This window comes from Candidatus Zixiibacteriota bacterium (assembly GCA_040756055.1).
In the GTDB taxonomy this organism is placed as follows: Bacteria; Zixibacteria; MSB-5A5; order GN15; family FEB-12.
The window spans coordinates 148886-172219 of record JBFLZR010000004.1 but is presented as its reverse complement, the minus strand read 5'-3'; the positions used below and the strand labels follow the sequence as shown (position 1 = coordinate 172219).

General features: G+C 52.1%; 20 protein-coding genes. 14 read left to right on the top strand and 6 right to left on the bottom strand.

The window, feature by feature from the left end; all coding sequences use genetic code 11:
- Positions 1-4: 4 nt before the first annotated feature.
- From AB1483_08990 to AB1483_08975, 4 genes are all read left to right on the top strand, one after another.
- The gene (locus tag AB1483_08990) at positions 5-1138 is read left to right on the top strand and encodes a hypothetical protein (GenBank protein MEW6412593.1); all 1134 of its coding nucleotides are present in this window, start codon (positions 5-7) and stop codon (positions 1136-1138) included.
- 67 nt (positions 1139-1205) lie between these two features.
- Positions 1206-2189, top strand: a complete 984-nt coding sequence (locus AB1483_08985) for a hypothetical protein (GenBank protein MEW6412592.1) — start codon at positions 1206-1208, stop codon at positions 2187-2189.
- Positions 2190-2233: 44 nt separating this feature from the next.
- Positions 2234-2770, top strand: a complete 537-nt coding sequence (locus AB1483_08980; protein ID MEW6412591.1) for a YcxB family protein — start codon at positions 2234-2236, stop codon at positions 2768-2770.
- Between the two features lie 258 nt (positions 2771-3028).
- The gene (locus tag AB1483_08975) at positions 3029-3847 is read left to right on the top strand and encodes a hypothetical protein (GenBank protein MEW6412590.1); all 819 of its coding nucleotides are present in this window, start codon (positions 3029-3031) and stop codon (positions 3845-3847) included.
- A gap of 618 nt (positions 3848-4465) precedes the next feature.
- Here the strand turns inward: AB1483_08975 and AB1483_08970 are convergent.
- Both AB1483_08970 and AB1483_08965 read right to left on the bottom strand, forming a co-directional pair.
- Positions 4466-4747: a hypothetical protein gene (locus tag AB1483_08970; protein MEW6412589.1), complete on the bottom strand. Its 282-nt coding sequence runs from the start codon at positions 4745-4747 to the stop codon at positions 4466-4468.
- A gap of 10 nt (positions 4748-4757) precedes the next feature.
- On the bottom strand, positions 4758-5192 hold the full coding sequence (locus tag AB1483_08965; protein ID MEW6412588.1) for a hypothetical protein: 435 nt from the start codon (positions 5190-5192) through the stop codon (positions 4758-4760).
- A 578-nt stretch (positions 5193-5770) separates the two neighbouring features.
- Between AB1483_08965 and AB1483_08960 the strand changes: the two genes are divergently transcribed.
- The 10 genes from AB1483_08960 (at position 5771) to AB1483_08915 (ending at position 19071) form a co-directional block, all read left to right on the top strand.
- Positions 5771-6376 carry a hypothetical protein gene (locus AB1483_08960; GenBank protein MEW6412587.1) on the top strand — a complete coding sequence of 202 codons (606 nt, stop codon included), beginning with the start codon at positions 5771-5773 and terminating at the stop codon, positions 6374-6376.
- On the top strand, positions 6358-7218 hold the full coding sequence (gene panC / locus AB1483_08955; GenBank protein ID MEW6412586.1) for a pantoate--beta-alanine ligase: 861 nt from the start codon (positions 6358-6360) through the stop codon (positions 7216-7218). The genes AB1483_08960 and panC overlap by 19 nt, the downstream gene beginning before the upstream one ends.
- 108 nt (positions 7219-7326) lie before the next feature.
- Positions 7327-7803, top strand: coding sequence for an NUDIX domain-containing protein (locus AB1483_08950; protein ID MEW6412585.1), 477 nt, complete (start codon positions 7327-7329; stop codon positions 7801-7803).
- 180 nt (positions 7804-7983) lie between these two features.
- Complete coding sequence (gene panD / locus AB1483_08945) at positions 7984-8337, top strand: aspartate 1-decarboxylase (GenBank protein MEW6412584.1); 354 nt, start codon at positions 7984-7986, stop codon at positions 8335-8337.
- A gap of 48 nt (positions 8338-8385) precedes the next feature.
- Entirely contained in the window at positions 8386-9129 is a 744-nt protein-coding gene (locus AB1483_08940) for an NTP transferase domain-containing protein (protein MEW6412583.1), read from the top strand.
- A gap of 155 nt (positions 9130-9284) precedes the next feature.
- A complete protein-coding gene (locus tag AB1483_08935) occupies positions 9285-9755 on the top strand; it encodes a hypothetical protein (GenBank protein MEW6412582.1) in 471 nt (156 codons plus the stop codon).
- A gap of 99 nt (positions 9756-9854) precedes the next feature.
- Positions 9855-10337 (top strand): LytR C-terminal domain-containing protein, encoded by a 483-nt coding sequence (locus AB1483_08930; protein MEW6412581.1) that lies wholly within the window; start codon positions 9855-9857, stop codon positions 10335-10337.
- A complete protein-coding gene (gene rsfS / locus AB1483_08925; protein ID MEW6412580.1) occupies positions 10338-10709 on the top strand; it encodes a ribosome silencing factor in 372 nt (123 codons plus the stop codon).
- Positions 10710-10753: 44 nt separating this feature from the next.
- Entirely contained in the window at positions 10754-12007 is a 1254-nt protein-coding gene (gene rho / locus AB1483_08920; GenBank protein ID MEW6412579.1) for a transcription termination factor Rho, read from the top strand.
- A gap of 518 nt (positions 12008-12525) precedes the next feature.
- Positions 12526-19071: an RHS repeat-associated core domain-containing protein gene (locus AB1483_08915; GenBank protein ID MEW6412578.1), complete on the top strand. Its 6546-nt coding sequence runs from the start codon at positions 12526-12528 to the stop codon at positions 19069-19071.
- 921 nt (positions 19072-19992) lie between these two features.
- Here AB1483_08915 and AB1483_08910 read toward each other — a convergent pair.
- The 4 genes from AB1483_08910 to AB1483_08895 are packed head-to-tail and all read right to left on the bottom strand — an operon-like array spanning position 19993 to position 23323.
- Positions 19993-20715: an ABC transporter ATP-binding protein gene (locus AB1483_08910; protein ID MEW6412577.1), complete on the bottom strand. Its 723-nt coding sequence runs from the start codon at positions 20713-20715 to the stop codon at positions 19993-19995.
- A complete protein-coding gene (locus AB1483_08905) occupies positions 20708-21475 on the bottom strand; it encodes an ABC transporter ATP-binding protein (protein MEW6412576.1) in 768 nt (255 codons plus the stop codon). The genes AB1483_08910 and AB1483_08905 overlap by 8 nt, the downstream gene beginning before the upstream one ends.
- A 1-nt stretch (position 21476) precedes the next feature.
- Positions 21477-22421, bottom strand: a complete 945-nt coding sequence (locus AB1483_08900; GenBank protein MEW6412575.1) for a branched-chain amino acid ABC transporter permease — start codon at positions 22419-22421, stop codon at positions 21477-21479.
- Positions 22418-23323, bottom strand: coding sequence for a branched-chain amino acid ABC transporter permease (locus AB1483_08895; protein ID MEW6412574.1), 906 nt, complete (start codon positions 23321-23323; stop codon positions 22418-22420). The genes AB1483_08900 and AB1483_08895 overlap by 4 nt, the downstream gene beginning before the upstream one ends.
- Positions 23324-23334: the final 11 nt, after the last annotated feature.

The window sequence follows — 23334 nt, the reverse complement described above, 5'->3', positions numbered from 1 at the left end:
TTGTATGGAACAGCCCCCCGATTTCAGCTTTATCGATGTTCTCAAGTCGCCGGCCAGGGCTATGTCCGCCAAGAAGATACTCACCATGACCTTCTTCATCTGCCTCGGCCTGGTGGTCTACGATATCTTTACCTATATCGCGCTGGCTGTCGATGGTGAACCGCTCGGCTATGTCTGGTCGGTCTTTGGCTTCGCGCCGTTTTACAAATTCGCCTACACGACTCTGATCGCGCAGATAATCTTCTCCGCCGGTGTGGTGCTGACCATTCTCGCCCTCATGATGGGCATATTCGGGGTGGCCGCTATCGATATCGAGGCTGTCCGCGGCAACCGCTTCTTCTCGGCCATCGGCGCCATCCGCTTCAGCCTCCGGCGCTTAGGCCAGATCTTCCTGTCCGAACTCGCCATCGTCGTCTTCATGCTCTTTATCGTCCTGCTCTTCGTCATCATCGGACTCATCGGACGCATCCCCTTCATTGGCGACTGGCTCTACGCTCTCACTTTCGTGTTCCCCGGCTTCATGGTCGCCATCTTCACCGTGTTCATCTTCTTCGTCTTCAGTCTTTCGGTGCTGCTGTTGCCGGCAGTGGCCGCCTCCGAGCGTCACGGCGAAGCTTTCACGGCGATTCTGGAAACCTTCTCGACTTTAATCCGCCAGCCCATCCGCTGGGGCATATACACCGCCTATTCTATCGTCGCCGCGAAAATCTTCAGCTTTGTCTATGCCTATTTCTGTTATCGCGCGGTGCAGTTTATCGGATGGTCCGCTCAGATCGGCGGGGGGGAGAGGATGGAGCGCCTGATTCGTTCCGGCCTGTCGCACCTTCCGGTCAAAGCCGACCTCGCCCGCGAGACTTTCAACATTTTCCCCGGTGTGGATTTTGGTGTCTCGCTCACCCGATGGGCGTACGGCGGCACCAGCGAACCGGCCGGGTATCTTATGGCCTTCATGCTGTTTTTGATTTTCGCGTCTATTTTGGGCTACTTCATGGCCACTATCGCGACCGCACAGGCTCGTACTTATGTGGCTATTCGATATATCAAAGATGATTACCGCATCTCCGATGAAAAGCCGCTGTTCTTCGAGGAAGAGCACGTCAATCCCCCGATCGAAAACGCCGCCGACACGGCGGAGTGAGCGTGTGGGGAGGCAAGAAGATTACGTCGCAAGTTTGTAAAACCTAAAGAAAACTGAGGGAGAGGTAATGAAGACTCTAGTTGCATTTCTTACTGTCCTTGTGATTGCCGTTTCGGGCCTCGCGCAAACAGGTGATAGTGATTCCATTCTGCGGTATGAATATTTACGAGAGATTTCACCTGATCTTAAGTACGGTGTCCTTGAAATCAAGAATTGCGGCAAGAGCAGAATGGAACGAAAGAATGCACCGATCATGGAAACCAGGTTGGTAGAGATACTGGATCTCAAGCAATCCGGGTTTCGTAATCTCTGCCAATTGCCGGACAGCATGCTCTATTGCACATTCCATGACAGCGTTACGCTGGCAATTGTTACGGTGCCGAATTTCGACGATTCCCCAGCTCTTTCCGAACTGCTCCTATTCGACCTGCAGCGACAAGGTGCTAGGACAAGCCTTCATTCGGTGGATGTGAAAAGCCCGAATAATGACTGGAAAACAGTGTTGACCTTTGGAATGTTTAAAATGAAAGATTCACTTGTGGTTTACATGGATCCTGTCGACAGCTCCACAGGTGAAATCGCTATGACGCACACAAAAACCGTAGTGAGGTGTATGACATGTTCCGATAGTATGCCCGTGGTAGCTTCGATACCAATGACCCTCGAACCGGTCTTTTCACTAGACGGAAGGAGCGTGCTGGCCAGCCGACTTGACAGGTCCATGGAGAGCGCAGCACTCATTAGATATGACCTTGATCGACACACCGCGACTGAGCTCAAATCAATCCCCTTCTTTTGGCACGCTCCGCAATGTGCGAGTAGTGAATCCCCGATTTATTACTTAGGTCTTGGCGCTCCTTTCAACACCGCCTCTGAAAATATCTGGCGGTACGACCCGGTCACCGATGAAAACTCGGTCCTCACCGATTACTCTGAACCTCAGCAGGTAACGCGATTTTATCTCACTCCGGATTCAATCGTATATGAAGTTGAAACGACTCTATCGAACGAATACACTCTCAGGTGGGAATCACTGTCGATCAGGCCATAGTCTCGACAGAAAATCTGATTCTTGAGAACAGCCAGGCAACAATTATGCACCTAACCTTCAACACAACAGCCGATGATATCCGAGCCTTCGCCGGATACATCTACACCCGGTCAAAAACCCTCCGCCGGTCCCGGCTGAAAAACCTCGCCTTGTTCGCTGTGACATTCACATTACTCTACTTTGCCCTCTTTCGTCACAGGGGTCTCCACGCCACCCTCTCCTGGTGCGTTCTGTCTGTTCTTGCCCTGATCGTCCTGGACTTCCTGGCCCACCGGAGCTATATAAAAAACTGCGTCAAGTTATATCACGAACGCGAAGGAGACCGCGAATCCCGAAGCAGCACCCTGGTTATTACCGAGACAGGTATCAACGCCGCCTCTGAAGAGATCAGTACTGAAATAAAGTGGGCTGGTATCCATCGCATCGATGAACTCGACGATCGGACCTACATCTTCGTGTCACCGATCACGGCCATTATTATCTCCCGCGATGCTGTCACCGATGGCGACTACCGTGCCTTCATCGACGCGGTTAAAAAACACGTATCGGATCTATCCGTGCGCGCCATTACGAAAGGCTGATCCGAAATGACCGACAGGTTTCCGAGCAACCCGCGGTAAACATAGGGCAGTCCCGCCAGAGGCGGGATCAGTCTCCTGCCACCCGGCCGCCGTGCCGCGCAACCCACAGCGACACAAACAAATCCGACGACTTTCCCCAAAGTTCACATTTGAACAAAAATCAAGAAAAATCACACCTTTGTCCTATCAACCCTAATGACAACTATGTCGATAATGATGGTATCGTTTAACAACCTTGCTTAACTGAAAGGCGTTGAGATGCAACACGTGAGACCTCTAACAGCCGCATTCCGGTTTGCCTGTGTTCTGGCAATCTCTTTTGTGATCGTCCTGTCCACTGGTATGTCTGTCTCGGCTCAGATCGATGAAAACCCCGGTGACACTCCCACGATAAAGTCATCATTCGACTCAAAAAAATGGCAGTTCAGTTTCGGTGGCTTGCTCATGAGCGGCAAAGTCAGCACCGCTCTTTTGCCGGTGACCGAAGAATTCGGCGACATGAACCCGATCGAAAGCCCCTACGGTTTCGGTCTGGGCATCGACTACAATTTGAGCCCGTCGATGCGGCTGTTTTTCGACGGCAACTTTTACACCTACCGCAAACAGGTGGGCGTCGCGGGTGAATACAGCGAAAGTTTCTGGGTCTACGAAATGACCGATTACGAAAGCCATTATATCGGCCCGTTCGAAGAAGACGCTTATTTTTATATGCAGACGACCGGCTTAAGAGTCGGCGTCAAATACGGAATTCTCAGTAAGGGCATGCGCCCCTGGGCGGGAGCAGGATTCGGTTTCTACGCCTGGAAAGCCGACTACATGACTGCCGACCGCACCAAGACCTGGGGAGGCGACAGCGGCACAATCGCCGGCCCGACTTTCCTGCTTGGTGTTGACTTCATTCTGGGCCGTGATTCGAAGAGTCCGATTGTGGTCACGCTCTATGGCGATTTTGCGTCGCCGGTCGCCAATGAGACTATCACCGATTTGTTCCAGGATGGGTGGACCTGGGAGAATACAACCGGAAACCACGTCATGGGCCCGTACCGTTTCGGCCTCTCGATCGGATTTATGCACTGAGTACAAGGGCGGGTCCGCATCAGTCCCGATTCAATCGGGATTCGAACCCGCCATATTTTTTCAAATCACCTCCGCGCCTCTAATCACCCCCGCGAAAATTTCCCAATCCGCCGGTGGCGGGCGGGGGTCCAGCAAGACGCGACCCACCTGGTCGCGTGTGACTGGATTCCGTTTTTCAACGGAATGACTCGTCGCACAGTCGTGCCACTTTAAGACATGCATTTCACGGCACGGCGTGAGGCTACGGGGATCGAGGGCTTGATGGTGTGATGCGTTTGATCAATCAAACGCCTACCATCGGCGCTCGCACTTTCTATGCACGTCAGGCCCAAAGCAAGTTTGAGCCTGCCACCCGATGTAGGGGTTCAAAATTTTGAACCCCTACGAAGTGAAGATGTCGGGTTTCTTGGCGTGTGTCCCTCGTAGGACGAGGGTACACCCGGCGGAACGCCGACCTACTATTCTATCTCACGCCGTGGCGTGAGGCTACGAGGATCAAGGGCTTGATGGTGTAATGCGTTTGATAAATCAAACGCCTACCATCATCGCCATGCTTCCTGTAGGGACATTCTTCTTGTAGGGCAGTCCCGCCAGAGGCGGGATTAGTCTCCTGCCTTTCTAAAACACATTCTTCACAAACAACCACGCCCAGATGCACCACCCAAAGACGACCAGGAAAGTGCAATAGGCTGCCATTCTCGGAAACAGACTCGTCCTTTTCAACACACCCGCTTTATAGCCTGCTATAATCGATGCAACCGGTACAATTGTGAAAGCCACGGGGATAATGTAAAGCAATCCCCAGGTCAATAAAGGGCTGACGAGTAGAATAACACCAGCGTTTCCGACAAGGCACACAACCATCATCAGCGCCAACCCGACAACGTGTGTTCTTCTCATGTCTCTCATGCTAATCATGTTCCTTGGCAGTCGTGTCAGAATCGATGTATCCATCAGGCAAGTAAGAGAGAATGAACTCGAACAACTCCGTATCCGTCTTGTAGACCGTGCCATCTACTTCCATCAGTCCCGTGGGACTCAACGCTACCGTGCTCAAAGTCGCTCCATCCTTACCCATCAGGATACAGCAGATGCGGGCGTCAACGCCGTCGAAACCGGGCTTAGGCTCCAGTCTTTCACCAGAGACAAGTGAGACAAACCGTTTTACCTCGTCCTCACCAGACAACACTGCTTCCCCAACCCTCTCAAACAGCGCCACGTCTTCGCATGAGAGGCTGACTTCCGTAAGAATGTTCCAATCAATATAATGAATCGTTACGCTCTTAGCGTTTGACTCGGGATTCTTGCCGCATCCGAAACACAACAAGCTTACAAAGATTGCCACGATTCCTGCAATTGGAAATGCGGCGAGTCCCCGTTTCTCTGTGTTGTAATAACCAGCGGATAGCATTTGATCACCTCCCTCATTTGGTGCCTCGAAAACACCCAATCCCTCTCGCTTTCATCTATTTATACCCATAATAGCCACATCGGTCAACATTTCCCACCAAATTCAATACAAAACCGAGGCAAAAAACTTCCCCAGAAGTAAACGTAGGGCGGGTCCGTCTTCGAACCCGCCACCCCGCGAGCTTAATGACACTCCGACGCAGTGGGTAGCAGCCTCAAACTCGTTTGGGCCTGACAAAGAAGTGCGCATCGGTAGGCGTTTGATTTATCAAACGCGACATCATGCCTCTTTTCCCCTCGCCCTCCGGGAGAGGGACGGGGTGAGGGCATTGTACAAAAATACTGAAACGAACCCAATTTGCTTTAACGGTATGTTTGAGACAAGAGTACGAAGAACTAAGATGGCAGGACCTGCCCCGCGATGCGGGGCACCCTACCGGGCAGGGGTCCTTCCCTACATAAGAAACAAAAAGCATGGAAACGAACCCAAACCCCTGTAACGGTAAACCCAACATGCGATTATGCCAACTTTCCCGCTTTCGCGGTTGCTATAACCGGGCCGCCGCGCTATATTTACCCCACATGGAACACCCCCTTTTTCATTTCAACGAGCGATGCGATGAACTGGACACCGTCTATGGCGTCATCGGTCGCGCCCTTTTCATGGCCACCCGCTTCGAACGGAACTGCCGCGAACTGAGCACGCTGGTCAAGCTCAAAGGCAGCGTCCATCTGATGGTCGATGACCAGACTCTCGGCGAACTGTGCCACCGCATGCAGGGGAGAGTCGTTTTCGAACACGTTAAGCAATTCGCCAACGACCTCGAAAACCCGCACGAACTCGTCCAGACCCTCTTCAAGGCCAAACACTCGCGCAACTATATCGCCCACGATCTCGCGCAGGACTTTGACCATTTGGATAACCTGAGTCCGTCCGATGCCTACCGCGTCATTACCGAAGATATCGAGCCGCACGTCCGCAACCTGGCCATTGGCGACTGCCTCGTTCTCTATGCCGCCTGTCAGATCAGGGGAGATGCTGTGCCGTCGGGGCAGCAGCTCGAGGGTTACGCCGATGCTGTGGTGAAATGGGTGTGCGGATGCAAAGGACAATCATGAAGACCATCCGCACGATCAAAGCCATGCAGAGTATGTCGCGCAAGCTGGCGGCCGATGGCAAAAAAATCGGCCTGGTGCCGACAATGGGGTTTCTGCACGATGGTCACCTGTCGCTCATCAAAAGGGCCAAACGCGACGCTGATATAGTCATCGTGACGATCTTTGTCAATCCCGCTCAGTTCGCGCCCAACGAAGATCTGTCGAAATACCCCCGCGATGAAAAAGGTGACCTCAGAAAAATTAGGTCCGCCGGCGGTGATATTGTTTTCATCCCCAGAGCCGAAGAAATCTACCCCGATGATTTCCAGACCTATGTGACGGTCGAGGAGCTCACCAAGACTCTGGAGGGGGCATCGCGCCCGACCCATTTTCGCGGCGTGACTACGATCGTGGCCAAGCTGTTCAATATTACGCGGCCCGATATCGCCGTCTTTGGAATGAAAGACTACCAGCAGGCTACAGTCCTTCGCCAGATGACCAAAAACCTCGGCTATCCCATCAAGTTTGTCATCGCGCCAACCGTGCGCGAAAAGGATGGGCTGGCGATGTCGTCACGCAATAAATACTTCAGCACGGAGCAGCATCGCGAAGCGCTTTGCCTCTATTTTGCTCTTCGCACCGCCCGAGAGATGGTCAAATCGGGTATATCCGACTGCCGCAAGATAGAGAAAGAGATGCGCGATGCTATCTTGGCCACCTGCCCCACCGCCGAGATCGACTATATCGCTTTTACGAACCTCAACAGTCTCGAAGCCGTCGCGAAAATAAAAACCGACACCATCTGTTCCCTCGCCGTAAGAGTGCACGGTGTTCGCCTTATTGATAACATGAAACTTGCCTGAGACGGAACTTCCGGGAAAATCTCCCGTTTTAAGTCGAAAAGGTGTTGACGATTTGGCTTTGAACTGTTTATTACGCGGGAAATTGAGAACTATTGAGGAATTGACTTAATGAGTGACCATACGAACATAAAGATCGAATCCCCCGGTGTGAATGTTGCGGTAGTGAAGAAAGACTACGATGGCTGGAAATTTCTGATTCTGAAACGGGCCGAAGGTGAATCCTATGGCGGCTACTGGGGTTTTATGACGGGCGGCAAAATGGGCGATGAAACAGTCGCGCAGGTTGTTGTCAGAGAGCTAAAAGAAGAAACCGGGCTGACCCCGGACAGCATGTGGGCCTCCGAATATCTGGTCCAGTTCTACGAGCCGGAATATGACACTATCTGGGTACTGCCTCTGATAGTGGCGGTCGTGTCGGAATCGGCCAAAGTGGAACTCTCGCCGGAAAACTGCGAATTCCGCTGGCTGGCCCCTTACAAGGCCAAAAACCTCGTGAGCTGGAAAAACCTCGTTCGGGCTATCGATGAAATTTCCGAGGAACTGGAGATTTTCCCGGCCCGCAACTGGGTCGAAATCAAGGCTTAAGATATCGCCGGGGCCAAAACAAAACCTGCCGGCATCTTTGGAGGCGGGTGGAACTTTCTGACTCGCAGGAAGTTAATATAACTGGACTAAGGCTGTGGCATTACAAGCCAAAGTGCTTGCCATTTGAGGGAAAAATACTATATTTTGCCCCAGTTAGCAAAAGCCAACGTCTTATTTGATATGCTTATTACAGTATGTAAATCAAAGATTCACCGCGCGACGGTGACCGATGCCAACCTTGACTATGTCGGATCGATCGCTATCGATTTCGACCTGATGAAAAAGGCCGACCTGGTCGAGTACGAAAAAGTCCAGGTGGCCAATATCTCCAACGGCGAGCGGCTTGAGACTTATGTCATAAAAGCCCCGGCCGGAAGCGGTGCTATCACGCTCAACGGCGCCGCCGCCCGCAAAGGCAGCAAAGGCGACCTGGTCATAATCATCGCCTATGGCCATATCGAAAAGGACAAGGCCGCCGATTACAAACCGGCGATTGTGCATGTCGATAAAAACAACAAGCCCACTAACGGCTGAACCAAGAACTCGCTTGTTCGTCATCTTTCCACCTGAGGAGTTTATCTGATGTCCCAGCCCAGAGCGGCAATTGTCCTGGCTGCCGGAAAAGGCAAACGGATGAAATCCGACCTGCCCAAAGTCCTTCACGCTATCCACGGCCGCTCCATGATCAGAATGGTCATGGATACTCTGACCGCGCTTAAGTTCGACAAAATAGTCGTCGTGGTCGGCTTCAAAGGGAAGATGGTTGAAAAGGAAGTCGGGGGCTATGATGCCGAAGTTGTCTGGCAGCACGAACAGCTCGGTACCGGTCACGCCGTCATGATGGCCAAAGAGGCTCTTAAAGATTTCGAGGGAACCACATTGGTCGCTCTCGGTGATGTACCGTTTCTGAGGGGTGAGACAATAGAGAAGCTTTTCGATGTTCACAAGCGGACCAGCGCGAAAGCGACCTGCCTGTCGGCGATACTCGATGATTCCACCGGCTACGGGCGGATTGTCCGCGATGGGGGCAGCGATGTGCTGAAGGAGATAGTCGAGCACAAGGATGCTTCCGAAGAAATCCGGCGCATAAAAGAAATCAACACCGGCACATTCTGCTTCGACAATATGCTGCTATTTGAGACTCTGACCGAAATCAAAAGCGACAACGCCCAGGGTGAATATTACCTGACCGACTGTGTTAAAATTATGTACAATAGGGGCTTGAGGGTGTCCGTGATGGCTGTGGATAACCCCGATGAAGGCCTCGGTGTGAACTCGGCAGACCAGCTCGAGGAATTGGCTAAAAAATTCGAGTCGGCAAGCTGAAGAGCCATAAATTTTTAAACCAAAATTACGTACTATTTGTTATAAGGGTGTATACGCGGGTTTGATGGGTCGATAGGTTAAATAGGATTTTTATATTGACCCCCCGGCCGACAAAGGCTAAATTACAGTAGGAAGGATAGATAGGGAGAATTCTCATGAAAAAGACTCTGACACTGCTTGTCGCTCTTCTTTTTGCCACCAGCGCGTTTGGACAGTTAGTCGATGATGCCAAAGTGGAAAATGTCAGCGCGACCACCGTGATGGGTGTCCAACCGGCCGTGTCATCGTTCTCTCTTATCGACCTGTCGCGCGTCAAATGGTCGCACAGTTACTCGGTCAGCTTCTTCTCGGGTGGTTCTTATTCGGGGACGGCGGGTCTGTGGAACTCCTCGATGTTTTATGACATCTCGTCCAAGTTGTCCCTGACAGTAAATCTTGGAGTAGCCCATGGCGCCGGTTCAATCTACGATAACACCACCGACGCGGTCTTCCTTCCGGGCTTCATGCTCGACTACCATCCATCGGATAATTTCCGCATGGTTATCGGGGTCCAGCGTTACAGCGGCTATGGCGTGCCCTATTATTATTACCGTCCCAGCTACTGGGGCTATCCTTTTGGATATTAAACAGCGAGGGTGATGTAAGAAACTAGAATCAGATTCCCTGCCTCTTGCCTGTGACTAAAATGGCAAACTCCCTCAACAATTTTGCAGTTAACAATTTGAATGTCCGCTCAAACTGGTAATAAAAAAGAGAATGTCATTCGAATTTTGCAGATGGGCCTCGTGCTCGTCTTCTTCGTCGTCGTATTGTTCGTGGGTACGTTCGCCGTTCGGGTGACACGCGGGGTCAGCAAAACGATAGACGCCCCCGCTCACATGATTCGACTCGAGATCCTCAACGGGTGCAGCCAGGCCGGGATCGCCTCGCGGGCAGGCAAGATTCTCACGGAGTACGCCGATCCGAACCTGGAAATAAAAGTTATCGCCACGGGCGATTTCGATATCAGAAAAGTAACCAAGACATTCGTGATAGCGCGCGAAAAAGACAAAACCGCCTCCAAACTGTTGGCAAGGACCCTCGGTCTTGACCAGTCCGAGGTTTTATATAAACCGATGGAAAACAACTACCGGCAAATTTCGACAACACTGGTTCTGGGCGAAGACCACGATTCAGTGATAACCCTGGACTTATTATCCAAGGAGTAAATGGTACAAGCGTTGAAGAAAAAGTTATCATCCCTCGCACTGGCCCGAATGGCGGGTCAACTGGCCCTCTCGAAAAAAGGTTTCGATGTTAAAATCCTCAAACTTGAATCTATATCCTCGGTGTGCGACTATTTCGTTATTGTCTCGGGCGAGGCCGATGTTCACGCCAAGGCGCTCGGCAACGCCATTGTCGACGGACTCTATGACGCCGGGTACAAACCGTATCACGAAGAAGGGATGAGCGAAGGACGCTGGATCCTTCTGGATTATATCGATGTAGTGGTTCACGTTTTTCTCGAACCGACCCGGCGCTTCTACGCGCTCGAGAAACTCTGGGGCGACGCTCCCGTGGAAGAGCTCGCCGACGATTGAAACGACAATAATTACAAAACGCATAAAAATAGAGGTTAAATCAGATGGCCACTGAACTCAGTGATCTGAAAGCAAAAACGATAGCCGATCTGTTAAAGATGGCTGAGGAGCTCGATATTCCCGGCGTGTCCGGGCTTCGCAAATCCGAGCTCATCTACAAAATCATGGAGCACACCTCCTCCAGCGAAGGCAATATCCTCGCTGAAGGCGTGCTCGAAATTCTCGACGAGGGCTACGGATTCCTTCGTTCGCCCGACTACAACTATCTGCCGGGGCAGGATGATATCTATGTCTCCCCATCGCAGATCAAACGCTTCGACCTCAAAACCGGCGATATCATCTCCGGCCAGGTCCGTCCGCCAAAAGACAACGAGCGCTATTTCGCGCTTCTCAAAATCGAAGCGGTCACCTACGAAGACCCCGACCAGGCCAAACACAAAACATTGTTCGACAACCTGACGCCGCTCTATCCTAACGTGCCGTTTCTCACCGAGGTCAATCCCGAGGAGTTGACGACGCGTATTATCGATCTGATGTGCCCGATCGGAAAGGGACAGCGCGCGCTGATCACCTCGCCGCCCAAGGCGGGTAAGACGATCATTCTTCAGAAGATCGCGCAGGCGATTACGGCCAACCATCCCGAAGTGAAATTGATAGTGCTTTTGATCGACGAACGCCCCGAAGAAGTTACCGATATGAAGCGCTCGGTTAAGGGCGAAGTGGTATCGTCGACCTTCGACGAACCGGCCGAACGTCACGTGCAGGTCGCCAATATGGTGCTGGAGAAATCCAAACGTCTGGTAGAGCACGGTCACGATGTTGTCATTCTGCTCGATTCGATTACGCGTCTGGCGCGCGCCCACAACGCGGTCGTGCCGCACTCCGGCAAGATTCTATCGGGCGGTGTCGATTCCAACGCGCTTCACAAACCGAAACGATTTTTCGGCGCGGCCCGTAATATCGAAGAGGGCGGTTCGCTCACGATCGTGGCGACGGCGCTCATTGAGACCGGTTCACGTATGGACGAGGTTATTTTCGAAGAGTTCAAGGGAACGGGTAATATGGAAATGGTGCTCGACAGGCGCCTTTCCGACCGTCGTATCTTCCCGGCTATGGACATCAACCGTTCTTCGACGCGTAAGGAAGAACTTCTGATCGACGCCGAGACCTTGAACAAGATCTGGATTCTTCGCAAGTTCCTTGCGGAGATGAATCCGATCGAGGCTATGGAATTCCTCTTGGATCGTCTTAAAAAGACCAAGAGCAACAAGAAATTCCTCGCCTCCATGAAAGACTGATGTTACGTGGTGTCAGGTGCCTGCCCGCCTATGGAGGGTCCTCGCCTGACACCGATGGATAGCATTGTTGGGAGGGTGCGTCTTCGAACCCGCCTTAGTTTTTGCATCGTGTGCACATTCGCATTTACCGGACCCGAATTGGCTTAGGAGATCGTGAGAGTTTCGCTGCAATTACATCGTACCGTTGTATTTACAGTAATTTGGGTTTGTTTCTTCATTCTTCATAGTAAGTAATCCTGCAGTGCGTTGACACGTTCTATATGTCAAACGCCTACCTAAGCAAGCCAATTATCCACCGGCGCGAGGGGGTCTTTTGTGGGAATGCTGTTGGAAAATTGTGGACGCAACGGTGTGCGATTATTAGGACTAATGCGAGGGAAATTGTCTTGTGTGGTGGAATTGTTGTGGAGGATTTCAGAAAAACAGATTGACAGGTGGGGTAAGAATGCTGTAAAATAGTGTTGACAGCCCACAATACAACTTCTAAACGGTCACTTCCAAATTTTTGGGGAGGTTCCATGAATTTCAGGTTTTTTGCGATTATGACGATCTGTATGATCGCTAGTTTATTCTGTCAGGTGAGCGCTGTGGCTCAGGATGTCACTCAGTTGAGCATCATTGAAGATGCTTCCGGCATGTTCAACGAGAGAGGCTACCTCAAGGCCAATTCGTTTAGCTACGACGGCGAGGAGATAGTAAACGACTTCAACGGTAATCTTATGTGGACGAAGCGGTTGAAGTATGCGCAGGTGTCACAAAACGGTCTCAATTTCGATTTCAAAATAACATACAATGGTTCGGTGGGACACACGGTGCGGGCTGGAGTGAACGCCACAGACCCGACCAACTGCGGACCCAAGTCGCTCAATTTACCCGAATGGATATTGTCGGTGAACGGGATCGCGATTCAGACGTTCAATTTCGAAAACGAAGCTATAAGTTTCAACACGTATGAAAACGATACGATCACCTATGACAAGGACGTGGCAGCTCTTATAAACGGTTATCACTCGTGTTACAGCCGGGGTGAGTCAAACGGCTCCTACTATGGGAACATAAGCATTCTGATGGGCGATGGCAGTGTCAGTCAGTTTGTCAGTATGGCCTACGGCGGCAACGAGACAGGTTTGATTGATGGGGAGTATCGATCATTTTCCAAGGATGATAAAACTAAGTTGTTTGTCGAGCCAAGCGGCGATTTTACGATGTTTTTGGAAAACGGAACCCGTGTGTTTTTTGAGCATTATGTACCCGAGTGGAAACACGATGTGACAACGGGTTCGGTCTATGCGGACCCTCAGGTTTTCTTGCCCAAGAAGTTCTACGATGTAACCGGCTGCGCGATCGGTATTACGTACGTTGATACGGTGGACTTGTGGTGCGGTTATGGCCGGCCACCGGTTGCAACGGTCAACTATGGAAAAATGATAGACTTCGATTGGGTGGGGATGGGAACCGAAGCGATCTATCGCTTGCGGCTCTTTCATGGTTTGACCTGGGACGAGGATTCTGAAGACAGCGAAGCCTGGTACCGGTTCGAACTTACGGACCTGCTGCCGGGCACCAGTCCTTCATTTCTCGGCGACATAAATCGAGCATATGTGAGCTATATTGTGGATCCGGTCTACAGAAGAACCGACTTCTTCCACGGCCCCTATACGCTGATTGGATACGGATTCGGAGATTGCTGGTTTGAGCAAATCCACACCGAAGGTACATTTGTAGCAACGCCCTATCGCCTTGACAGCGTGCGTTATTCCGCGGGCGGGCTCTCGGCTTTCAAGTACTATCCGTTGACTGACAACTCAATTGACTATTGGACTCTCTGCTATGACCCTTATGAGAAGTACCCGTGCAAAAAAACCGCCCATTTTGCAGATATAGGGCGCGACCCGTTCTTTATCAATATGGTCACCTGGCGGGGAACTTACAACGAGTCTCGTGGCCTCGTTACTCAAGACAGTCTCCGTTTTAGTTGGAACGACACTGATGATGATGGCAATATTGACTTGGTGGACAGCTTCTACACACGTCGATACCTGTGGAATTCCGACGCAACTGTTGGGAAAGAAACCTTTCTCCAATATTGTTATTACAACGAGAATGGTCCCTGGAGTACCGCCACGAGGGACCGCGGATGGTTGCTGAAGCTGTTGTCAACGACGGTAAGTGAGTACGGTTCGATCTTTCTGCCTTCTGATGGAGATGAGGTATGGAGGCAGGATAACTATTGGAATCCGCGAACCAAACTGCTTGATTCGGCTGTGACGACAGAGGATGGCGTGACTTCATGTTCGCGCAAAGACTATGAGTTTGATGACGGGTCGAGCGACGTTACGGCGGACACCGTATCGAACGTCAAAAAAGTAACTGAGACCAACGCTTTCGGCGTAAAGACTGAGGCAGTGTACAATGACTCGTGTTTCGACGTTACGGGGGCATTGTCATACTACAATAACACCATGGTTAATTTCGTCCGCGTCATAGATTCGAATGATATCCTGCTATCCCAAACTCAGACACTGTACTACAACGCTGCGTCAACAAACGGTTATCCGGGTCAGATTTCTGAGATGAGACAGTACTTTGTTGAGGACGGCATACCGGGCGATTATATCAGTGAATCGTTTGAGTATTTCAAGGGTATTGAGGAACCGCCCTGTGAGGGAGAAAATGGTGCTCTCCGAAAGAAAATGTCTCCTAATGGAGATTCCACAATATATCACTACTGCGATCTCGTTGAGATTCCGGAGGCTCCGGCCGGTCTGTTCATGGTAGACTCGGATTCTAACCAATACGTGACTAACCCGGTCACATATTATGAAGCGAATGTAGATGGCAGTATTGACACGACAGAGACTCACATCGTAAACCCCTTGGGGCATCAGTGGTATAAAGCCGTTCGATTTCCTGATCAGGATTCACTTTCTACCGATGACACGCTTATCGACCAATCCGATTGCGTTTTTCAATCTAGCGTAGTGGCCTATGACAGTTACCAGATCGCTGTCATGCTTTCGGCTGTTCCGCCGGAGGACGACGGCGACGTGGATACTCTTATTCCCTCCGCCAGTGGACATGTGTTCTGGTCACTTGAAGTCACGGAAATTCAGTACGAGACATACGCGTGGATTCAAATCAATGGCATAAGGTTCTATGCAAGCGACGAGCAATTGGTCAACTCCGGTGTAGCAACAGTTAGTCCTAATGACACTATAATAGTAAAGGCTTGGGTTGACCCGAACGACTTCGAAGGAACAGCCAGAGCCGAAGCGGCGTTTTACACCGACTGTCCGGATCTGGAACCGGACGAGACAAATGCGATGGTTTCTTACCAACAACTGGATGAAGAGTGGAAGCCGCTGAAGGTCGTCGATGCAAACGGCATGCTCTCGACTGCAACCTATGACAGGTTGGGCCGCGTATCGATGGTGACCCTACCGGGAGACTTCGGCTACTCGTACTATAATGAAGATACTACCGATTATGCAAAAACCGAAATACCGTCTTCAGACGGGGAGGTATGCTACTTCTCTAGCCGGTGCTACACCTATTCCGATACTCTCCAGATAGGATGGGATGCTTATTATGATGACAACAAGCACATGTGGTTTTTTACAGAAGCCAGGGATGCCTATCTGTCATTCAGATACGCCGTTCTTCCGGACGTCATTGACAGCGTTTTCCTCAACTATTACTGTCTTCGGGATGATGCGTGGCGGGTCGGTTTGTATCAATGTCCGGTCTATCCCGAATATAACTCAGACCTCACCGGAATTGAAGAATGCCTCATTCCAAATGTCTATCCACAGGTAGGGGCTAACAGACTCAATGTCACAGATATCGTTGACCGTTATTGGTATCCGAAGGCTCTCGTACTTCGGGCAGATACGACGTTTCCTGAAGATGAAGGTCCGCAGTACTCGGTGATTTGCTCATCGGAACATGCGAATTCAAGCTACCATCCATATCTGGAGATACACGGTCGCAACATTTCCAACGAATCCGATAGCTCGTGGACGATCATTTATACCTATGATGATACGCGCGATGATTACGACGGTATCAGTGTCACTCGACAGGTACGCCCGAATATAGGGGAGTACACTCCTACAACGCGCACATGGTTTGACGGGCTAGGCCGGCCGGAGCGAACGGAATATATCGATTCCGACGACTCCTACGACTACACGACCATCGGCTACGATTACGCCGGGCGAGTGGGTCGTACTACCGATCAGCTGGGCTACTCCACAAGAAGCGCCTTCGACGTTCTTGACCGAACTACGGAAACCACCTTCCCCTCATCACTGTCTACAGCACCGCATATCAGCCTGGAGTATGGAGACGACACGGTTTGGCCGTTCTTCCGGGGTCCCGGTTACGATTGTCAAAGGACAATAACGACTGATGAAAACGGCGTCATGCACTACCAGTTCGCCGACAAACTGGGGCAGACCAGGTTGTCGAGCATATCCGATGGCACGCGCTGGATATACACCCATTTCAACTACGATGATTTGGGTAATCTGATCGAAGTGATGCGCCCAGGCAGAGCGGGGGAATCCGGGACAAAGACCTATTTCGACGCGATTCTCTACGAGTACAATTCGCTCGGCCAGTTGACCCGGGAGTGCACCGCCGTGCGAGATACATCGACCGATACCTATGACACCACCGTTGGCGACTACGACGCGATACACTACGTTTACGACAAAAACGGCAACCTGATCGGCAAGCAGGACGGCAACCTGGCAGGTTTAAGCAGTTGGCTCTACACGGCGTACGACGGCATCAACCGGGTCACCCACAGCGGCAGGCTTCAGATCGATGCGACCGGTGATACGGTATATGTCGATACGCTGATGCGGTATTTCTACGATCAGGATAGCTGTGCCAATTCCAAGGGCAGGCTGTCTATCAACCTGGCCACAGTCCGCGGAGACAACTACGGCGAACAGTATGACTATGACGCCAGGGGCCGCCTGATCCGTCAGAAGAACGTCTTTTATCCGTCACTGGTGCACCAAGAGGATCAATACTGGCTTGTTGCCGGTCCGGTTGGCGGGCGCAAACATGTCATAGAATATGGCTACAACCATGCTGACCAGATGACATCGCTGGAGTATCCTGATGGCACGGTTGTCACCTATGCCTATGATGATCGCGGACGTCTGGCGTCGGTCGGGACGGCGCAGGACCCGGACCGCTATGCGTCATTCACCTACACCCCGCGTGACGAGATTGAGACAGTTGTGCTGGGCGACAATATTCAGTCGATGGATTACGCCTACAACGAGCGCGGCTGGTTGACTTCGATAAACGACGGTGCCATCGCGAATGGGGACATGTTCGGCGAAGACCTGTACTACTATTCCCACCCGACACATGCCGAGGCCACCGGCCAGTTGAACGGCAATCTGCTGGGGCAGAAGCTGACGCTTCCGGATGGGGAGACACAGACATACCTGTATGGCTACGATCGTCTGGACCGGCTGATGGATGTGTATTTGGATGAAGCCGCTGCCGAAATTGAGAGTTTCACCTACGACGGCAACGGCAACCGGATGTCGTATTCTCAGTACGATATCGGCGGCCGGACTTACAACTATCTCAGTGGAACCAACAAGCTGACGGGCATAAGCAGCAGCGTGGATTCGCTTGAGAACTCGTATCAGTACGACGCCAACGGCAATATCAGCGGCGATGCAGCACGGGCGGCGACTTTCGCTTACGACCATTTTAACCGATTGGAGAAGGTCTATCTTGATGGCGACTGGGGTGACGATGAGATCACCTTTGCATACAACAACAGTGGTGACCGGGTGGTAAAGAAATACTACTATCACTATCGGGATCTGTGTGTAAACAACGACCCTGACTCAAATATCGATGCCAGCCAGCAACGCGGCTATCAGGAGGCCTATCGTAGCGCCTACGAAGGGGATGATCCGAACACGGTTGAACTTGCCGCGGCAGGCGGTCCGCCAAAAGAATATTGTACCTACAGCGCCGCTGTGGAAACGCATTATGTGCGTGGAGCGGGCGGTAAGGTGCTGGCGGAGTATGAAATCGCCCCGGACGGCGTCTATACTCTGGTTCGCAAGTATGTCTATGCCGGTGATCAGCGGATAGCCATGATTGACGCCCAGGGGGGTGTGTATTTCTATCTGAATGACCATCTCGGGTCGGCCAGGGTGGTGGTTTCTGAGAAGAGCGGCGGCACGGTGAAGGATGTTTACAGCCGATACTGGGCGTTTGGGGCCGATGCCGACCTGACGGTTACCACCGGTCAACCGTTTAAGTACACCGGTAAGCCGTTTGACAATGAAGGGGGGATGGGGTTATATTATTACGGGGCGAGGTATTATGCTCCGGAGCTGGGTCGGTTCACGGCTATTGACCCGCTGGCGAGTAAATATCCGGGCCTCAGCCCGTATGTTTATTGCGCCAATAACCCGATGAAGTTCGTGGACCCGGATGGGAGGACTGTCACAATAACGGGCAATGAAGCACAGCAAGCCGTAGACGCATTGGGTAAACAGTATAATAATCTCACAATAACTCGCGACACGGCGTCGGGTCAGGTATCGGCATCGGGAAATGCTCAGACAGATGCAGAGAAGAAGTTCGTAGAAGCGGTGAACAGCCAGAAGATTAATGTGAACCTGACGACCGTGGAGGCTGGAGCCACGGTACCCGGCACAAATTCATCGGTAGCGGTCGGAAGTTTCAATGGCAGCACCACAGACAAAAACGGGGTGGTTCAGACGTCACAGTACATATGTATGTCACACGCTCAGGTGATAGAAAACATAGACGGTTGGACTCAGGGGCAGACTGTAATGCATGAAGTCCTTGAGTCCTATTTGGGGGGGGTGAATAATCCCGGCCAGGCGCCATCCGCGGCCAGCTACGATGCGGCTCACAGAGGGGCGATGTCCATCGGGCCAGGCCCGGACGGAGTACGTGCAATGGGCACGTGGACAACACCCGCCGGGCGGACGGTTATGCACCTACTCGGACCGCGCGGAAAAGCGGGTGGTCTGCTGATAAGAAAGTAGGATGAAATGCGACTCGTAACAGACAGATGTCTTTCGTGGCTGAATTGTCCAAGGCGCAATTTGCTCGCCTCGATAGTCATTCTTGTGATGTTAGTTTCCTGCGCTGGTAGAACTGATCCTTCGGAAGAACGAGAAACAGCGAAGAGAGACTATACCGTAAGGCTAATAGACGATTTCTTCTTCGAACAACACTACGTATTCCTGTTGTCATCAGGCTCTGACGATTCTCTCTTTTGGGTCATGTCATCAAAGGGTGATTCACTCTCAGGGAATGAGGGCTGTGGCAGAACGGTGAGGCTGGAGGTCGGCCAAAAGTACAGACTCAGACTGATAATGTCACACTCTTACCCAGATTTGGCATTTCACGGGTATAGCGACTATTCTCTAGACAGCAACGTGGCCTACTCGCTGGATGAAGACGGGGATTCTTCGATTATATTTATTCGCAATCGCGAGTGGCAAGTCCCAGTCTACACCTGTCCAAATGTCAGGGGATTGATATTGTGCGTTGACGATACCTAATCCAAGTAGGTCGGCGTTCCGCCGGGCACGCTACGAGCAAGGCGAGGGGACGTGAACCAAGTAACCCGACATCTTGAAAAAGCCGAAATTAAATGTCGAGTTTCTCACAATTGTAGTTTTTATAGAATCCCGCGAAACGCGGGACAGGTCGGATGGGGTACCCGCTACTTGAGTGTCAGGTCACAATTTCTGCAAGCAGAAATCAGAACCTGACACAACAGGGGGAAGGTGTTTCAACAGGCCCCGAATGGTGGGCGACCGGATTCCGGGCAGATGAGGATATCTGCCGGGCACAAGATCAATCGAGAGAGTTCCACAGCAAGCTATGGGTTCCCGGGTTTCGGAAGGCGAGCACCCAACCTGCATCGCAAGTGGTTTGCAGCGGGGGAAAAAGTCAGCTTAGGATTCGCTCAGGTATGTTTTCCTGACCAGCGCGTTGCGGGCCATATCGGAACTCGGTCCCTCGAGAACGATGGCGCCGGTTTCGATGACATAAGCGTAATGAGCGACTTTCAGCGCCATGTGAGCGTTCTGCTCCACCAAAAGAATCGTCATCCCCAGTTCCTTGTTGATTTCGACAATCGTGGCGAAGATGGCCTTCACAAGTATCGGCCCGATGCCGAGCGATGGTTCATCCAGTAGAAGGACGCGCGGACGGGCCATAAGAGCGCGGCCCACCGCCAGCATCTGCTGTTCACCACCGGAAAGAGTGCCGCCCGGCTGATACATGCGCTCCTTGAGACGAGGGAAGAGAGCAAAGACGCGCTCGAAATCACCGGTGATGCCGGCTTTGTCCTTGCGCAGGTATGCCCCCATCTCAAGGTTCTCCTTGACCGTGAGATTGGCGAAGATCATCCGGCCTTCGGGCGCATGGGAGATGCCGGTACCAACAATCCGCTGGGCGGGATGATTGGTGATATCCTGCCGGCTGAAGGTGATCTTTCCCGAGGCCACTGCGACCAGTCCCGAGATAGCCCGCAACAGGGTACTTTTACCCGCTCCATTGGCTCCAATCATCGTGACTATCTGGCCGGGGCTGACGGAGAGTGATATACCCCTCAGGGCGGCTATGGCGCCGTACTTGACTACAAGGTCGGTTATTTCGAGCAGCGGTTTACTCAACGGTTTCTCCCAGGTATGCTTCAATCACCTTCGGGTTTCGCTGAATTTCCCGCGGCGCGCCCTCGGCTATTTTCACCCCGTAATCGAGTACCACCAGCCGCTCGCAAATGCCCATGACAACTTTCATGTCATGCTCGATCAACAACACGGCCAGATGGAAATGCTCGCGCACCATCCGGATAAGATTCATCAGGGCCACTTTCTCGGCGGGGTTCATACCTGCCGCCGGTTCGTCCAGAAGCAGCAATTTCGGTTTAGTGGCGAGCGCCCGCATAATCTCGACTTTCCGCTGCATACCGTACGGAAGCGAGACAGCCATCTCGTCTTTGCACTCGGTCAATCCAAAAAACTCGAGCAATTCGACTATGCCGTTATGAATTGATTTTTCGTCCCGGTGGAATTTGCCGGCCCGGGTGACAGCCTGGGCGAACCCGTAGCCGACATTCTTGTTAAAGGCGGCCTGAATCGTTTCGTAGACGGTCAGAGACCGGAACAGCCTGATATTCTGAAATGTCCGCGCGATGCCCCGCCGAGATATCCGATCCGGTTTCCATCCCGCGATAGCCGTACCATCAAAAATTATCCGGCCATCCTCAGGACAATGAATGCCGGTAATCGTGTTGAATACGGTAGTTTTCCCGGCGCCGTTCGGTCCGATGAGTCCGAGAAGACCGTCCGCCTCCATCGCCATGTCAAGGTTCGAGACGGCGGTCAACCCTCCGAAATTCACGGTGCAGTCTTTTATCGAAAGAATCTCCATCTCAGGCCTTTATCGCTGTTTTGTTTTTTCCGGGGCGCCAACTCACAAACAATCCCTGAGGACGGGCAATCATGATGACAATCAACAGCAGCGAATACAGCACCATCCGGTACTGTGCCACCGTGCGCAGCAATTCCGGAAGGATCGTCAGAAGGATGGCCGCCAGAATGACGCCCACAATGTTCCCCATTCCCCCGATAATCACCATCACCACAATTTCGAATGACTTAAGGAAGCTGAACTGGGCGGGGTTTATGTAAGTCACGAAGTGGGCATAAATGGCCCCGGCAATACCGGCAAAAAAGGCGCCGGTGACGAAGGCGATAACTTTCACCCGGGTCGAGCTTATACCTATCGCTTCAGCCGCCAGCTCGTCGTCTCTCACCGCCAGGAAGGCCTTGCCATAAGTGGAATTGATGAGATTGTTGGTAAGGAAGATCACCACGGCTACGGTCGCGAACACCCAGAAGAAGTTGGACATTTTCGCGATGCCGGTGAAACCGCGAGCCCCTCCGAGAAAGTCGAGATTCTGTACCAGCACCCGAATTATCTCGCCGAAACCGAGCGTCGTGATCGCCAGATAATCACCCTTAAGACGAAGGCTCGGTATGCCCACCAGCAGCCCGAAAACAGCGGCCATGGCACCTGCGCACAATAGGGCCAGCGTAAACACGGCGAGGCCCCACGCGGAACCCCCACTCACCTGGAATTGGGAGGTTATCACCGCCGATGTGTATGCTCCCACTGCCATGAAGCCGGCGTGGCCGAGAGAGAACTGCCCCGCAAAGCCGTTTATGAGATTCAGGCTCGAGGCGAGGATGATGTTTATGCCTATATAAATCAGGATCTGAAAGTAATATGGATTGAACATGTTCTGGAAAAACGTTATGCCCAAACTCACCAATATGGCGACCATGAAAACGACGATCGATCTCTCGAGTCTCACACTTTCTCCCGTTCATGGCGTCCGAAGATACCCGATGGTTTCACGAGCAGGATCAGGATAAGGATCGAGAAAGCGATGGCGTCGCGGAAACTCGATGAAATATAGCCTGCCACGAAAGTCTCCGTGAGACCTATTATGAGGCCTCCGACTGCCGCACCGGCCAGATTCCCGATACCTCCCAGCACGGCCGCCGCGAAAGCTTTCAGACCGGGGAAGATGCCCATCAGTGGAGTTATGCTGGGATAAATGGACGCATACAAGAACGCGGCGGCGCCGGCCAGACTCGACCCCAGCACGAAAACGAAACTGATGACGGTATCTATGTTTATTCCCATCAACGACGCCACCCGGTGGTCGAAGGACACCGCCCTCATGGCGGTCCCCATCCTGGTATTGTAAACGATAAAGCGCAGAAGCATCATCAACACGAAGGCCGTGATTATGACCACCACGGAGTCAGTACCGACGACAACACTTTGAGTGTCGATGATGGAACCGGACGGTATCATTGCCGGGTAGAGTTTCGGGTCGGGCCCGAACGCCAGTTGCCCGCCGTATTCAAGGAAAAAAGAAACACCTATCGCGGTAATCAGCACTGTCAGTTTGGGGCGGGGACGGAGCGGCCGATAGGCGAGTTTCTCTACCGTGAAACCCAGGAGAGAACATCCCAGCATAGTCAGCACAACGACAATAGGAGCGGCAATGGCGAAACTGCCGCCGGTCAGCGCAAGAACCCGCGGAGCAAGGTAATAACCGATAAAAGCCCCAACCATGAAGACATCGCCGTGGGCGAAATTTATGAACCTCAGAATACCATATATCATGGTATATCCGAGGGCGATCAGGGCATAGATACTCCCCAGCGAAATTCCGTTTACAACCTGTTGAAGAAACTCACTCATCGAACAACAAG